At 72.0% G+C, this 12,802-nt stretch carries 16 protein-coding genes; 10 read left to right on the top strand and 6 right to left on the bottom strand.

All coding sequences use genetic code 11. The annotated features are described in order from the left end of the window. On the top strand, positions 1-499 hold a 499-nt coding region (locus AC1DU4_RS20240), incomplete at its 5' end, for an OB-fold nucleic acid binding domain-containing protein (protein WP_477842831.1). Positions 500-761: 262 nt separating this feature from the next. Next, positions 762-2,912 (top strand): MMPL family transporter, encoded by a 2,151-nt coding sequence (locus AC1DU4_RS20235; protein WP_477842829.1) that lies wholly within the window; start codon positions 762-764, stop codon positions 2,910-2,912. Between the two features lie 40 nt (positions 2,913-2,952). Here AC1DU4_RS20235 and AC1DU4_RS20230 read toward each other — a convergent pair whose 3' ends face one another. Next, positions 2,953-3,414, bottom strand: a complete 462-nt coding sequence (locus AC1DU4_RS20230; protein ID WP_477842827.1) for a hypothetical protein — start codon at positions 3,412-3,414, stop codon at positions 2,953-2,955. 164 nt (positions 3,415-3,578) lie between these two features. On the opposite strand from AC1DU4_RS20230, the gene AC1DU4_RS20225 reads away from it, so the two are divergent. The 4 genes from AC1DU4_RS20225 (at position 3,579) to AC1DU4_RS20210 (ending at position 6,122) form a co-directional block, all read left to right on the top strand. Continuing rightward, positions 3,579-3,848: a metal-sensitive transcriptional regulator gene (locus AC1DU4_RS20225; protein WP_072843816.1), complete on the top strand. Its 270-nt coding sequence runs from the start codon at positions 3,579-3,581 to the stop codon at positions 3,846-3,848. Continuing rightward, a complete protein-coding gene (locus AC1DU4_RS20220; RefSeq protein WP_477842824.1) occupies positions 3,845-4,450 on the top strand; it encodes a class I SAM-dependent methyltransferase in 606 nt (201 codons plus the stop codon). The genes AC1DU4_RS20225 and AC1DU4_RS20220 overlap by 4 nt, the downstream gene beginning before the upstream one ends. A 50-nt stretch (positions 4,451-4,500) precedes the next feature. Next, the gene (locus AC1DU4_RS20215) at positions 4,501-4,890 is read left to right on the top strand and encodes a DUF302 domain-containing protein (RefSeq protein ID WP_477842822.1); all 390 of its coding nucleotides are present in this window, start codon (positions 4,501-4,503) and stop codon (positions 4,888-4,890) included. A gap of 113 nt (positions 4,891-5,003) precedes the next feature. Continuing rightward, positions 5,004-6,122, top strand: coding sequence for a DUF7159 family protein (locus tag AC1DU4_RS20210; protein WP_477842820.1), 1,119 nt, complete (start codon positions 5,004-5,006; stop codon positions 6,120-6,122). Here AC1DU4_RS20210 and AC1DU4_RS20205 read toward each other — a convergent pair. Next, a complete protein-coding gene (locus AC1DU4_RS20205; RefSeq protein ID WP_477842818.1) occupies positions 6,119-7,258 on the bottom strand; it encodes an SLAC1 family transporter in 1,140 nt (379 codons plus the stop codon). The genes AC1DU4_RS20210 and AC1DU4_RS20205 overlap by 4 nt on opposite strands. 92 nt (positions 7,259-7,350) lie before the next feature. On the opposite strand from AC1DU4_RS20205, the gene AC1DU4_RS20200 reads away from it, so the two are divergent. After that, positions 7,351-8,238, top strand: a complete 888-nt coding sequence (locus tag AC1DU4_RS20200) for a LysR family transcriptional regulator (RefSeq protein ID WP_477842816.1) — start codon at positions 7,351-7,353, stop codon at positions 8,236-8,238. Between the two features lie 37 nt (positions 8,239-8,275). Here the strand turns inward: AC1DU4_RS20200 and AC1DU4_RS20195 are convergent, their stop codons facing one another. Beyond that, positions 8,276-8,740 carry a tRNA (cytidine(34)-2'-O)-methyltransferase gene (locus AC1DU4_RS20195; protein ID WP_072843722.1) on the bottom strand — a complete coding sequence of 155 codons (465 nt, stop codon included), beginning with the start codon at positions 8,738-8,740 and terminating at the stop codon, positions 8,276-8,278. A gap of 221 nt (positions 8,741-8,961) precedes the next feature. Then, complete coding sequence (locus AC1DU4_RS20190) at positions 8,962-9,657, bottom strand: DUF2510 domain-containing protein (RefSeq protein WP_477842814.1); 696 nt, start codon at positions 9,655-9,657, stop codon at positions 8,962-8,964. A 323-nt stretch (positions 9,658-9,980) separates the two neighbouring features. On the opposite strand from AC1DU4_RS20190, the gene AC1DU4_RS20185 reads away from it, so the two are divergent. Next, complete coding sequence (locus tag AC1DU4_RS20185; protein ID WP_072843719.1) at positions 9,981-10,586, top strand: pentapeptide repeat-containing protein; 606 nt, start codon at positions 9,981-9,983, stop codon at positions 10,584-10,586. 3 nt (positions 10,587-10,589) lie between these two features. On the opposite strand, the gene AC1DU4_RS20180 is transcribed toward AC1DU4_RS20185, so the two are convergent. Beyond that, positions 10,590-11,078, bottom strand: a complete 489-nt coding sequence (locus AC1DU4_RS20180; RefSeq protein WP_477842811.1) for a winged helix-turn-helix transcriptional regulator — start codon at positions 11,076-11,078, stop codon at positions 10,590-10,592. An 86-nt stretch (positions 11,079-11,164) separates the two neighbouring features. Here AC1DU4_RS20180 and AC1DU4_RS20175 point away from each other — a divergent pair, with 86 nt between their 5' ends. Next, entirely contained in the window at positions 11,165-11,374 is a 210-nt protein-coding gene (locus AC1DU4_RS20175) for a tautomerase family protein (RefSeq protein WP_477842809.1), read from the top strand. Positions 11,375-11,387: 13 nt separating this feature from the next. Here AC1DU4_RS20175 and AC1DU4_RS20170 read toward each other — a convergent pair whose 3' ends face one another. Next, entirely contained in the window at positions 11,388-11,909 is a 522-nt protein-coding gene (locus AC1DU4_RS20170; RefSeq protein ID WP_477842808.1) for a GNAT family N-acetyltransferase, read from the bottom strand. A gap of 31 nt (positions 11,910-11,940) precedes the next feature. On the opposite strand from AC1DU4_RS20170, the gene AC1DU4_RS20165 reads away from it, so the two are divergent. Next, the gene (locus tag AC1DU4_RS20165) at positions 11,941-12,801 is read left to right on the top strand and encodes a bifunctional methylenetetrahydrofolate dehydrogenase/methenyltetrahydrofolate cyclohydrolase (RefSeq protein WP_217635611.1); all 861 of its coding nucleotides are present in this window, start codon (positions 11,941-11,943) and stop codon (positions 12,799-12,801) included. Position 12,802: the final 1 nt, after the last annotated feature.

Here is a 12,802-nt window from a genome sequence, read left to right as displayed (position 1 = left end):
GTGGGCCGCCGGCGCGGCGGCGGGGGAGCGGCCGGACCGGCTGCCGGGGGTGGGGGCGGCGGTCACCGCGCCGACGCTGCCCGGGATGAGCGACGTGGAGTTGGCGGCCGCCGACGTGTGGGCCACCGGCGTCTCCCCGGGCTCGTACCCCACCCAGTTCCTTCGCCCCCAGCTCGACGCGCTGGGGGTGGTGCCGGCGTCGGGCCTGCTGGCGGTCCCCGACGGCGACCGGGTGCTGGTCGGCGGCGCGGTCACCCACCGGCAGCGCCCGGCCACCGCGGCGGGGGTCACCTTCATCAACCTCGAGGACGAGACGGGGATGGTGAACGTGGTCTGCTCGGTGGGGCTGTGGGCCCGCTACCGCACCCTCGCGCACACCGCGCCGGCGCTGTTGGTGCGCGGGCGGGTGCAGAACGCGGAGGGCGCGGTGACCGTTGTCGCGGACCGGTTGCAGCGGATGGACCTGCGGACGGCGGGCAAGTCGAGGGACTTCCGGTGACCGCGCGGCGCGCCGGCTGACGGCCCGGACGGGCTGGTCGCCGCGCCCGGCCCGGTCGTCCGGCGTGGACCCGGTCGCCGGGGGAACAGTGCACGCGGGCCGCGGGTTAATACCCCCATGGGTATAGTTGCGCCCAGTGTCTCGATACCCAAGGGGGTATCGGGGCCGGCGTGGGGCCCGGTTCGTAGGGGGCACATGTGTGACCTCCATATACCCCCACCCGTATTTTCGATCGATCGTCTTCAAGGCAAGCGAGGTACCGATGTCCGTCACCAGCCCCGTCGGGGCACCCGAACACGCGCCGCCGGTGGGCGGTCCGCTGGCCCGCCTCGGCGCGGCCATGTCCGACCACTTCCGCTGGGTGGTCACCGCCTGGCTCGCCGTGGTGGTGCTGCTCGGCGCCGCCGCGCCGTCGGTGTTCTCCTCGCTGGCCGGCGCCGGCTGGCAGGCCAACGGCTCCGAGTCCGTCGCCGTCCGCGAGCTCGCGGAGCAGCACTTCGGCGGCGCCGGCAGCTCCGCGCTGCAGGTGGTGGTGCACTCGGACACGGCCGCCGTGGACTCGCCCGAGATGACGGCCGCGATCGCCGCCGTCGCCGGGGTGCTCGCCGACGATGCGCGCATCTCCGCGGTGGTGCCCCCGCAGCCGGGTGTCAGCATCAGCCCGGACGGGCACACCGCCGTCGTGCTCGGCGGCGCGGCCGCCGACCCGGACGAGATGGTCCGGGCCGCAACCGACCTCGCCGACCCGCTGGCCGAGATTGCCGGCGACGGCATCGAGGTGTACCCGACCGGTGCGTCGGCGCTGTGGAGCGACTTCAACGCCGCCAACCACGACGCGATGATCAAGGCCGAGATGATCTCCTGGCCGGTCACCCTGGCGATCATGGTGCTGGCCTTCGGCTCGCTGGTGGCCGCCGGCCTGCCGCTGCTGCTGACCATGGCCGGCCTGGTCGCCTCCGCCGGCGCCCTGGTGCTGATCAACGAGATCGTCCCGATCTCGGTGTGGGCCATGAACTTCGCGATGATGTTCGCCCTCGCGCTGGGCATCGACTACGCGCTGTTCCTGGTGGTCCGCTTCCGGGACGCACTCCGGGGCGGGGCGAGCCGGCGGATGGCGGTCGCCGAGACCATGGACACCGCGGGCAAGGCCGTGCTGCTGTCCGGGCTGACCGTGCTGGTGAGCCTGTCCGCGGTGCTGCTGGTGCCGGCGCCCGCCGTGCGGACCATGGCCGTCGGCATCATGCTGGCGGTGGTGTTCGTGCTCGCCGCGACCCTGACGCTGCTGCCCGCCGTGCTCGGCAAGCTCGGCGAGAAGGTCAACGCCGCCGCACTGCCGTATGCCAAACGCCAGCAGGCGCACTCGCCGTGGTTCGGTGCCTGGGGCAAGGTCGTCGACCGGCGGCCCTGGCCCCTGGCGCTCGGTGCGCTCGCGGTGCTGGCGGCCCTGGCGCTGCCGGTGCTCGGGATGAAGGTCGCCATGCCGTCCATCCAGGTGGTCCCGGAGGACGCCCCGGTGCGGCAGGGCTACGCCCTGGTCCAGGAGCGGATGGGTGACGGCGTGCCGGGGACCCTGCAGATCGTCGCGTCGACCGCCGACGCCGAGGAGACCGCGCGGATCGCGTCGGCCACCGAGGGCATCGCGGCGGTCACCCCGCCGATGCCCGCCGCCGACGGCACCGACCGGGTGCTGCTGCAGGCGATCCCGACCGTCGACCCGTCGGATCCCGCGTTGGCCGGCACGCTGGACGCGCTGCGCGCCGACCTGCCCGACTCCGCCGTGGTGGGCGGGGCCCCCGCGGAGAACCTGGACCTGCAGCAGGCTCTGAACGACTACCTGCCGATCGTGATGGCGGTGATCCTGGTGCTCGGCTTCGCGCTGTTGCTGGTTGCGCTGCGGGCGCCGGTGATCGCCTTCCTGGGCACGGTGGTGAGCCTGCTCTCGACGGCCGCCGCGTTCGGCGTGGCGACGCTGATCTTCCAGGACGGGCACCTGTCCGGGCTGCTCGGCTTCGACCCGCAGGGCTTCCTGGACGGCTGGGGCCCGGTGTTCTTCTTCGCGATGATCTTCGCGATCGCGATGGACTACACGGTGTTCCTGCTCTCGACGGTCAAGGAGCACGTCGAGCGCACCGGCGACGCCCGCGGCGCCCAGATCGAGGGCATGGCGCGCTCGGGCCGGGTGATCTTCGCGGCGGCCGCGGTCATGGTCGGGGTGTTCTTCAGCTTCGCGCTCGCGGAGCCGCTGCCGCCCAAGGAGATGGGAATCATCCTGGGCGTCGCGGTGCTGCTCGACGCGGTCCTGGTGCGACTGGTGCTGCTGCCGGCGCTGCTGCGGCTCACCGGCCGGGCGGCGTGGTGGACCCCGCGCTGGCTGGACCGGGTGCTGCCGAGGATCTCGTTCTCGCACGGCTGACGCCGACCACCCCGGCCGCGGCGGCTCGCCGTGGCCGGGGTCAGGTCGGCTCGGCGTCGGGGGAGTCGGACCGGTTCCCGCTGCCCTGGTTCCCGCTGCCCTGGTTCCCGGTGTCGCGGTCCTCGTCGAGGACGCTGACCGTCACCCCGTAGGGCAGGAAGCGGACCTGCCGCCGCGGGTCGGTGTTGTTCTTGTTGGCCCGCAACGCGTCGAGTTCGGTCGCGTAGACCTCGTCGACGCGCGCGGCGCCGTCGGCGGTGACGGTGTAGATCGCCCACACCCCGTCGCCGACGTCGCCGGTGGTGGTCGGGCGAGGGGACGGCCACCCGCGTCGGGCGGTGCGGTCGCCGGAGTGGCTGCTCCAGGCCGTGCCGAAGTCGAAGCCGACGTCGCCGAGCAGGCCGCCGAACTTCCCGAGGGCGTCTCGAAGTCCGTCGCCCACCTCCTTGGCCAGGCGGTCGAGGTTCTCGGGGTCGAAGCCCGAGGGTCCGTGGTCGCTCATGATCTCTCCTAGTGGTGCGGGGCGGGCCTCGCCTCCAGTGTGAGCGCGGCGTGGCGTCGCCGCCAGGATGGGCCCGCGCGATACCCCGAGGGGTACCCTGAGGGCAGTCGGTTTCGATGAACCAGATGAAGTTCGACGAACTACATGAAAGCGGAGGTGTCGGCATGACCGGAGACGAGGAGAGCATCGCCCTGGTGCTCAACAGGCTGCGGCGGGCCCAGGGGCAGCTGGCCGGCGTCATCTCGATGATCGAGAGCGGCCGCGACTGCAAGGACGTGGTCACCCAGCTCGCCGCGGTCTCCCGCGCCCTCGACCGGGCCGGCTTCAAGATCGTCGCGACCGGGCTGCGGGACTGCCTCGAGGGCACCAGCCGGGACAACCAGGCGCCGATGACCGAGGCGGAGCTCGAGAAGCTCTTCCTCGCGCTGGCGTGAGCGCCGCGATGGACGCGGGCGACTGGGACGCCCGGTACCGCGACAGCCCCGACCCGTGGGGGCAGGATCCGGCCGGGACGATCACGCAGCGGCTCGCCGGCCGGACCCCCGGCCGGGCCGTCGACCTGGCCTGCGGCGACGGCAGGCACGCCCGCTGGCTGCGCCGGTCGGGGTGGACGGTCACCGGCGTCGACTACTCGGCGGTGGCGATCGAGCAGGCCCGCGCGACGGACCCCGACGGCCGGATCGACTGGCAGGTCGGCGATGTCACGCAGTGGACGCCGGACGGACCGGTGGACCTGGTGCTGATGAGCTTCCTGCACCTGCCGACCGACGAACTGCGCGCGCAGGTTGCCCGGGCGGCGCAGTGGCTGGCCCCCGACGGCACCGTGCTCTACCTGGGGCACTCGCTGGAGAACTACCACCGCGGCGTCGGCGGCCCGCCGGACCCGGCGATCCTGCCGACCATCGCGGACCTGGCGAGCGCGGCCGAGGGTCTGCGGGTGCACGCGCTCGAGCACGTCTGCCGGGCCGCCGGGGACGGCGTCGCCGTCGACATCCTGCTCGAGGCGTCCCGCTGGGGGCTCGCGACGCACCGGTGACCCGCCGTCGCACGTACTGAACAGACCACATCGACCAGAGGACGGACATCATGGAACTGGGCATCGGAACCCGACTGACCGCACCCTTCGACGACACCGTGGAGCGCACCCGTGAGGCGCTGCAGGCGCAGGGCTTCGGGGTGCTCACCGAGATCGACATGCAGGCCACGCTGCAGGCCAAGATCGGCGAGGACATCGGCCGCTACCTGATCCTCGGGGCCTGCAACCCGCAGCTCGCGCACCGCGCGGTCGGCGTCAACCGCCAGATCGGCCTGCTGCTGCCCTGCAACGTCGTGGTCCGCGAGGACGGCGGCGACGTGGTGGTGGAGGCGATGAATCCGGAGCTGATGGTGCAGGTGTCCGGTGACCCGGAACTGCGGTCCGTGGCCGACGACGCGACCACCCGGTTGCGCTCCGCGATCGCCACTCTTGCGGGCTGACCCGCGGCCCCGGAACGCCGGGTAGCAGTATGTAACTCCGTGGCGCGGTGGAGAATCGACTCCACCGGCTGCGGTCGTCGCTATTTGGTCGTCACCGAACGGGGTTAAATCGCATGTCCGTGGGAATTGGGCTCAGGGTCGGCAGCATCGTGTCGACGACGGTGGTCGCGGCGAACGACGCGGGCACCCCGGACCCGGCGGTCATCGCCCGCGACACCGTGCTCTACGTGTACCCGGACGGCGGCACCGTCCTCGGTGGGGCGGAACCGCTCGAGGAGGGCGCCGAGCACAGCAGCACCGTCTCCGGGTTCCTCGCGCGAGTCGGCGACCCGGACGGCGTCACGGGCAGCGACGGCACCCGGTACCGGGCCGAGGACGTCGTCGCCAGCGCGCTGCGCAGCCTGCTCCGCGAGTGCGAGCCGCTGCCGTCGTCCGGGGGACGCACCGGCGGCACCCCGGACGTGGTGGCCGCCTACCCGTCGCGCTGGGACGCAGAGATCGTCTCCGAGCTGCGTGAGGCGCTGGACTATGCGGGCCTGCAGCAGGTGTCGCTGGTCTCGGACGCCGAGGCGACCAGCGCCTGGTTCGCGTCGGAGATCGCCGATCGGCCCGGTCAGCTGGTCGGCACCTATCACGTCGACGACGGGGGTGCCACGCTCACGCTGGTGCGTGCGGGCAGCGTCGTCGGCCGCTCGTTCCGGTTCCCCGCCGGCAGCGGCTCGTCGCCGACCTCGCAGCTCTCCAGCGCGCTGGGCGCGTTCGGCTGGCTGCCGTCGAACCTGGACGCGGTCGTGGTGACCGGTGACGGGCTGGTCGCCCGGGACGCGGACGCCCTGCGCGGCCTGGCCGACTCGATCACCCAGAAGTTCGGCGTGCGCTGCGTCGTCGGCCCCGGACCGGAGCAGGCGGCCGCGCTCGGTGCCGCGGTCCTGGCGGCGGGCTTCAGCCCCGCCGTCCAACCCAAGCGGCCGATCGGACTGCCGCCGTCCTACGACGTCACCGAGGTGTTCGCGGCGATCCCCGGCCGCAAGGTGGTGGGGCTGGAGGCGGGCGCCGAGCCGCCGGTGGCGACGGCGACCGTGGCCTCCGTCGAGGCGGCGTCGGACGACGCGACCGCGGACGTCGACGAGGCCGAGCCCGGCAAGTCCGCCTCGCGCAGGCTGCCCGTCGTCCTCGCGGCGGTGGTGGTCGTGGTGCTGCTGCTCGCCGGGGCCGCGGTACTGCTGCTCTAGCGCGAGACGGGAGCGGCGGGCGCGGCGGGCGCGGCGGCGTTGCCGGCCGCTCCCAGCAGCGTCCCGGTCCACAGCCCGCGTGCGGTGTGCGCGGCCACCACGCCCCAGATGCCGAGCAGCAGGGCCAGCAGGGTCACCGACAACCACTGGACGGCAACGGAACCGGTGGCGATCCCCAGCGCACCCGCGCCGCCCGCGCAGGTGCCGATCGGGAAGGTGAAGCTCCACCAGGTCATGGTGAAGTGCAGGCCGCGGGCGAGGGCGCGGGCGGTCAGCAGGCAGGCGTAGCCGAACGCGAGCACCCCGGCGCCGCCGACCACCGTGCCGTACCCGACCCCGAACGCGTGCAGTGCGGCGGCCGTGTCGGGGCCGACCGCGTCGGCGGAGGCCCGGCCCAGCAGGTTCGCCGCGGCCACCGACTGGCCGATCACGCCCAACGGGATCCACACGGTCGGCATGGCCTGCAGCGCGGGCAGTCCGTTCCGACGCGCGTGGCCGACCACCGCCACCATCACCGTGGCCGCGGCGACCAGGGTCGCCGAGAACAGGGCGTAGCAGGCGATCAGCATGGCCAGTCGCGCCTGCCCGGCCGGCAGGTGTCCGATCAACGCGGCCCCGGTCGCGGCGGAGACCATCGGCGGCACCACCGGCATCAGCCAGGCAGGCGTCGGGGTGCCCGCCACCATGCGCGGCGGGATGAGCACCGCCACCGTCACGCCGACGACCGTGCCGACCACCCACAGGGCCAGCGCGATCGCCGCGGCCGGGCGTACGCCGATCAGGTCCGCCCCGGCCCCGAGGGTGCCGGCGCCGACGGTGAGGATGCCCATCGACACGGCGCCGAAGAACGGCGCGGTGCCCGGATTGCGGGCGTGGCCGAGGGCGTGCTCGCGGTGCCGCAGCCACAGCGTGGCGAACGCGACGGTGAGCACCGTCAGTTCCGCGACGGCGAGCAGCCAGAACGCGTGCGCGGCGACCCGGCGACCCGGCAGGTCCACCGGCAGCGCCGCCGCGCCCACCGCGATGATCCCGGTGCCCATCACCACGGCGAACCAGTTCGGGGTGAGCCGGGCCAGCGCGGGCGCCGACTGGGGCGCGGGGAGGCGGGCGGGGGCCGCGGCGGCGGTGGTGAGCATGGCTTCAAGCCTGCTTGATTCGCGTCGTGCCAGGTAGAGGCCTTGTCGTTGCGCGCTCACAATTTCTGCTTGTGACGGATTATCCTGGTGTGATGCCGCTCTCGCCCCGAGTCCCCGAACTCGCCGCCCTCGACGTGCTGGTGTCCGTCGCGCGGCTGGGCAGCATGGGCGCCGCCGGTCGCGAGCACGGGCTCAGTCAGCAGGCGGTCAGCGCGCGGGTCCGTTCCGCCGAACGTCAGCTCGGGATCAGGGTCTTCGACCGCGCGCCCACCGGCGTGACCCCCACCTACGAGGGTGGGCTGGTGCTCGAGTGGGCCAGCGGCACGCTGACCGCCGCCGAGCACCTGGCGTCGGGCATCTCGGCCCTGCGAGGCGAACGCGAGGCGAACCTGACCGTCGCGGCCAGCATGACGATCGCCGAGTACCTGGTGCCGGGTTGGACGGTGACCATGCGCCGCAAGAACCCGACGGTCGTCACCTCGGTGCGGTTGCTGAACTCCGCCGACGTCGCCACGCAGGTGCTCGCGGGGGACGCCGACCTCGGGTTCGTCGAGGGCCCGGAGGTGCCGGTTGGGCTGGACTCGCGGGAGGTCGCCCGGGACGAGCTCGTGGTGATCGTGCCGCCGGGACACCCGTGGTCGCGGTCCGGGCCGATCGCCCCGGCCGAGCTGGCCCGCACCCCGCTGATCCAGCGCGAGTTCGGGTCCGGCACCCGCACCACCCTGGAGCAGGCGATACCCGACTGCGTGGACCCGCTGCTCGAGCTGACCTCGTGCACCGCCGTCAAGGCCGCCGTGGTCGCGGGCAACGCGCCCGCGGTGGTGTCGTCGCTGGCGGTGGCCGCGGACCTGACCGACGGGCGGCTGGTCGCCGTCGAGGTCGACGGGCTGCGGCTGCCCCGGCGGCTGCTCGCGGTGTGGTCCGCCGGCCGCGAACTGCGCGGCCCGGCCCGCGACTTCCTCGACATCGCGGCGGGGTGAGCGAGGTGCGGGACTGGCCGGTGGCGGCCGCCCGGCCTCAGACGCCGCCCGCGAACCCGTGCTGGCGCCAGGCCTCGTAGACCGCGACCGCGGCCGCGTTGGACAGGTTGAGCGAGCGTCGGCCCGGGATCATCGGGATCCGCAGCTGGGTGGTGACGTGCGGGTCGGCCAGCACCTCCTCCGGCAGCCCGGTGGGCTCGGGACCGAAGAGCAGCACGTCGCCGGGTAGGTAGGCGACGTCCGCGAACGAGGTCTCCGCGTGCGCGGTGAACGCGAACACCCGCTCCGGCGCCAGCGCGGTCCAGGCCGCGTCGAGGTTCTCGTGCACCGTCACCGAGGCGAGGTCGTGGTAGTCGAGGCCGGCGCGACGCAGCTTCGGCTCGGACAGGTCGAAGCCGAGCGGCCCGACCAGGTGCAGCTCGCAGCCCGTGCCGGCGACCATCCGGATGGCGTTGCCCGTGTTGGGCGGGATCTTGGGCTCGAGGAACATCAGTCGGAACACAACGGGACTGTACCTGCCCCGGCGCGGCAGCAGCCCTCGCGCAGCGGCCGCCTACTCGACAGAATTCGGCTGTCGACGGCGACCGACAAGTCCATGTCGATCGAGCGCCGCCCATGGAATCCGCCGAGTGGTAACCCTGAACCGCGTGGCGGAGTCGGGCTGCCCCGATGAGCCGCTACGCGGCATCTCATTCGCGTTCGTCAGGCTTGTAGTAGCCGGGACTAGTACGCGGATTTCCAACGATCCTTACCGTCGCTTCCAACACCGCAGACCATTGCCTTGCCCTTCGTGGTGACTCCGGTTGCTCCCGGGCTGGAGCAGAACGACCCGGGGTGAACTGTTCCTCCGGATTGTGCCGCCGGTGGGGGCGAGTAGTCCGGTGCCGGCGCGGGTGCAACCGTCGTCGTCGGAGGGGAGAAGAACGGTGCAGGAGCCGGCTGTTGGCTTCTCGGGACCCAAGTAGTTCCGCAGAGCCTGTCGCCCTCGAGTCCCATCGACTCCCGCCAGTCCGAATCGCTGCACGAAAATTCAAGTGACGCAGTGGGTTCGGTGGAGATCGGCTGCTGCGTTGTGGGTTCGGCAACCGGAGCAACCGCTACGGTTGTCGGTTGCGTTGTCGTCGGAATCGGCGTCGTCGTTCTGGCCGTCGTGCGCGGTGTCGAGGACACCGGTTGAACCGTTGAGGTCACCGTTGTCCCGGCGTCGGATCCACCGTCGCCGCCATCGGTCATTGCCCCGACTGCGATGAACCCAGCCACCAAGGCGCCGACCACCCAAGGCCATTTGCGTTGCTTCTTCTTGGCACCGCTACCGGCGACACACGGACGGGCTTGGTCGGTCCACATCTCGCCGTCCCAGTACCGCTCGCTAGAGCCAGGATCGTAAGGGTCGGGGTGCCAGCCAGCGGGAGGAAGCATTCCACGTCCGTCTCTTCAGGTTCTAGCTCAGTGGTTGCTGGAGCAGTCTGACAGACCGAATTGGCCGGGGCGGCAGCCCCCTGAAACCGCTGTCGTTCGGTTGGATGACGTCGTGGCTCGGGCGGATCGCGACATCGCCTTCATCGATGGTGGAGTGGCGGTGTGAAGTCCACTCGCTGGTGGCATGCGTCGACCATGTGATGGCACGATGGCCGCAGATCGCGTCTCGGTGCTGCCGCCGCCTGGCGAGTAGCAGACCCCGCCCGAGCCGGTATTGGCTACCGGTGCACTCCGGCCGGGATGCCTCGGGGCAGGATCGGGGCATGGCACAGGAACCCGAGCAGATCGTCGGCGAGGACTACTCGGACGCGCGACTGCCGCGCCAGCACTGGCAGGACCGGCACTACACCGGCTGCAACTTCCGCGACGCCGACCTGAGCGAGCTGCGCACCGAGCGGGTGGTCTTCACCGACTGCGACTTCACCGGCGCCGACCTGACCGGCTCGCACCACGAGGCGAGCGCCTTCCGGTCCTGCACGTTCACCCGGACCAGGCTCTGGCACAGCACCTTCCGGTCCTCGACCCTGCTCGGCTCGAGCTTCGTGGACTGCCGGCTGCGGCCCATCGTGTTCGAGGACGTGGACTTCACGCTGGCTTCCCTCGGCCGTGCGGACCTGCGTGGGGCGGACCTGACCGACTGTCGGCTGCGCGAGGCGAACCTGGTGGAGGCCGACCTGCGCAAGGCGGTGCTGCAGTCGGCGGACCTGAACGGCGCCCGCACCGCGGGCCTGCGGCTCGAGGGCGCGGACCTGCGCGGCGCGCACGTCGACGCCGCCCTGTGGACCAGCGCCAAGCTGGACCAGGCGAAGATCGAGATGACGCAGGCGATCGCGATGGCGTCCGCGCTGGGCCTGGTCGTCGAGCCCTAGCGGCTATCGATCCGCCGCGACTGCGGTGTCCGGGGTCGCGGTGGCAACCAGGTCCGTCGGTTCGGCCAGTTGACCGCACTCGCACACGAGACGAGCGGTCACGGCGCCGCCGCACCCGGCGTGGTCGAACCGAAGGGCGCCCCCTGCGCTCACGTATCGATCGCCCCACTGCATCAGGGCGATCAGGGCGGGCAGCAGTGCCCGTCCCTTGGCGGTGGGCACGTACTCGTCTCGGGTGCGGGAGCCGGCCTCGCGGTAGGGCCGCCGCTCGAGCAGTCCCTCGTCGACGAGGCCTTTCAGTCGAGAGCTCAACGCGGCCTTGGGTATCTCCAGATCCGCCCGCATCTCGTCGAAGCGGGTCACCCCGTAGTGCGCCTCGCGAAGCACGAGCAGCGTCCAGCGGTCGCCGATCACCGTCGCGGCTCGGGCGAGTCCGCAGTCGTCGAGCGGGACTCTCAGTGCGGGAGCTCTCGGTGCGGGTCGGTCCGACATGCCGCCAGGCTACCAAGGTTTGACTTTCAGACCCAGACACCTTCATTCTGGGTTTCGATATCAAACCCAGGAGAGCGGAGCGAAGCATGCCGATGGTCACGATCAAGACGATGCAGGGCAAGTCCCCGGAGGCGATCCGCAAGACCATGAGCGACGTGCGCCGGGCCGTGGCCGAGAACCTCGGCTACGACGCCGCCCACGTGATGGTGTTCGTGGAGGAAGTGGCCGACACCCACTTCCTCACGGCCGGACGGACCTGGGCTGAGCTGAAGCCGGTGCTGTACCCCGAAGGCTGACGAACCAGGCCGGTCAGCGCACGAACTCGCGCGCCAGCAGGTCCATCAGCAGGCCGTCGGCCCAGCTGCCGTCGTGGTTCATCTCGTACTCCCGCATCACCCCGACGTCCTTGAACCCGACCTTGCGGTAGCAGGCGATCGCGGGGGTGTTGGCGGCCTTCGGGTCGATGACCAGCCGGTGGTAGCGGTGGTCGTCGATCAGGTGCGCGCACAGCACCCGCACCACCTCGGTGCCGAGACCACGGCCCTGGGTCTCGGGCGCGAGGAACAGGTCCAGGCCGGCGTGCCGGTAGTCCGGGTCCGGCTCGAAGTACCACTGGGCGAACCCGACGACCTGATCGTCCTCGAGCACCGTGTACTTGACGGTGTCCGGCTCCTGCACCTCGGGCCAGTCGTCGTCGGGCATCTGCCACCACTTGCGCACCTCGGGCTGCCGGTGGATCTCGCGCAGCCGGGCGCGGTGCTCGGGTCGCAGCGGCGTCAACAGGACCCGAGGGCCGTGCAGTTCTGGGGCAACTTTCGGAGTCGGTGCCATGCTCTCAGTCTTACCTGAAACAATGGCGGTCGTGACTGCGACGATCCTGGATGGCAAGGCAACCCGCGACGAGATCTTCATCGACCTGAAGGCCAGGGTCGACGCCCTGCGTGCCCGGGGGATCACCCCCGGACTGGGCACCGTGCTGGTGGGTGACGATCCCGGATCGGCGTCCTACGTGCGCGGCAAGCACAGCGACTGCGAGAAGGTCGGGATCACCTCGATCCGGCGCGACCTGCCCGCGGACGTGACCCAGGCCGAGCTCGAGGCCACCATCGACGAGCTCAACGCCAATCCCGAGTGCACCGGGTACATCGTGCAGCTGCCGCTGCCCAAGCACCTCGACGAGAACGCCGCGCTCGAGCGCATCGACCCGGACAAGGACGCCGACGGCCTGCACCCGGTCAACCTCGGCCGCCTCGTGCTGGGCAAGGAGGCGACGCTGCCCTGCACCCCGCGCGGCGTCGTGCACCTGCTGCGTCGCTACAACGTGCCGATCGACGGTGCCCACGTCACCGTCGTCGGCCGCGGCGTCACCATCGGCCGCCCGATCGGTCTGCTGCTGACCCGTCGCAGCGAGAACGCGACCGTCACCCTCTGCCACACCGGGACCAAGGACCTGGCCGCCGAGGTGCGGCGCGCCGACATCGTCGTCGCCGCCGCCGGCGTGGCCGGTCTGATCACCGCGGACATGGTCAAGCCGGGCGCCGCGGTGATCGACGTGGGCGTCAGCCGCACCGCGGAGGGCCTGCGCGGCGACGTCGCCGACGACGTCCGGGAGGTCGCGGGCTTCCTGTCCCCGAACCCCGGTGGTGTCGGCCCCCTGACCCGGGCGTTCCTGCTGAGCAATGTCGTCGAGCGCGCGGAGCAGCTCGCGGCCGGTTCGGCGTAGT

The sequence above is a fragment of the Rhodococcus sp. P4_F5 genome (genome assembly GCF_056401315.1).
Note: the sequence above shows the minus strand (reverse complement) of the source record. Positions and strands in the feature narration are given on the sequence as shown.

Excerpts from the sequence above, each read along its gene's own strand:
- AC1DU4_RS20235 (WP_477842829.1), top strand. The coding sequence starts at position 762 with ATGTCCGTCACCAGCCCCGTCGGGGCACCCGAACACGCGCCGCCGGTG.
- AC1DU4_RS20230 (WP_477842827.1), bottom strand. The coding sequence starts at position 3,414 with ATGAGCGACCACGGACCCTCGGGCTTCGACCCCGAGAACCTCGACCGC.
- AC1DU4_RS20225 (WP_072843816.1), top strand. The coding sequence starts at position 3,579 with ATGACCGGAGACGAGGAGAGCATCGCCCTGGTGCTCAACAGGCTGCGG.
- AC1DU4_RS20215 (WP_477842822.1), top strand. The coding sequence starts at position 4,501 with ATGGAACTGGGCATCGGAACCCGACTGACCGCACCCTTCGACGACACC.
- AC1DU4_RS20210 (WP_477842820.1), top strand. The coding sequence starts at position 5,004 with ATGTCCGTGGGAATTGGGCTCAGGGTCGGCAGCATCGTGTCGACGACG.
- AC1DU4_RS20205 (WP_477842818.1), bottom strand. The coding sequence starts at position 7,258 with ATGCTCACCACCGCCGCCGCGGCCCCCGCCCGCCTCCCCGCGCCCCAG.
- AC1DU4_RS20200 (WP_477842816.1), top strand. The coding sequence starts at position 7,351 with ATGCCGCTCTCGCCCCGAGTCCCCGAACTCGCCGCCCTCGACGTGCTG.
- AC1DU4_RS20190 (WP_477842814.1), bottom strand. The coding sequence starts at position 9,657 with ATGCTTCCTCCCGCTGGCTGGCACCCCGACCCTTACGATCCTGGCTCT.
- AC1DU4_RS20185 (WP_072843719.1), top strand. The coding sequence starts at position 9,981 with ATGGCACAGGAACCCGAGCAGATCGTCGGCGAGGACTACTCGGACGCG.
- AC1DU4_RS20180 (WP_477842811.1), bottom strand. The coding sequence starts at position 11,078 with ATGTCGGACCGACCCGCACCGAGAGCTCCCGCACTGAGAGTCCCGCTC.
- AC1DU4_RS20175 (WP_477842809.1), top strand. The coding sequence starts at position 11,165 with ATGCCGATGGTCACGATCAAGACGATGCAGGGCAAGTCCCCGGAGGCG.
- AC1DU4_RS20170 (WP_477842808.1), bottom strand. The coding sequence starts at position 11,909 with ATGGCACCGACTCCGAAAGTTGCCCCAGAACTGCACGGCCCTCGGGTC.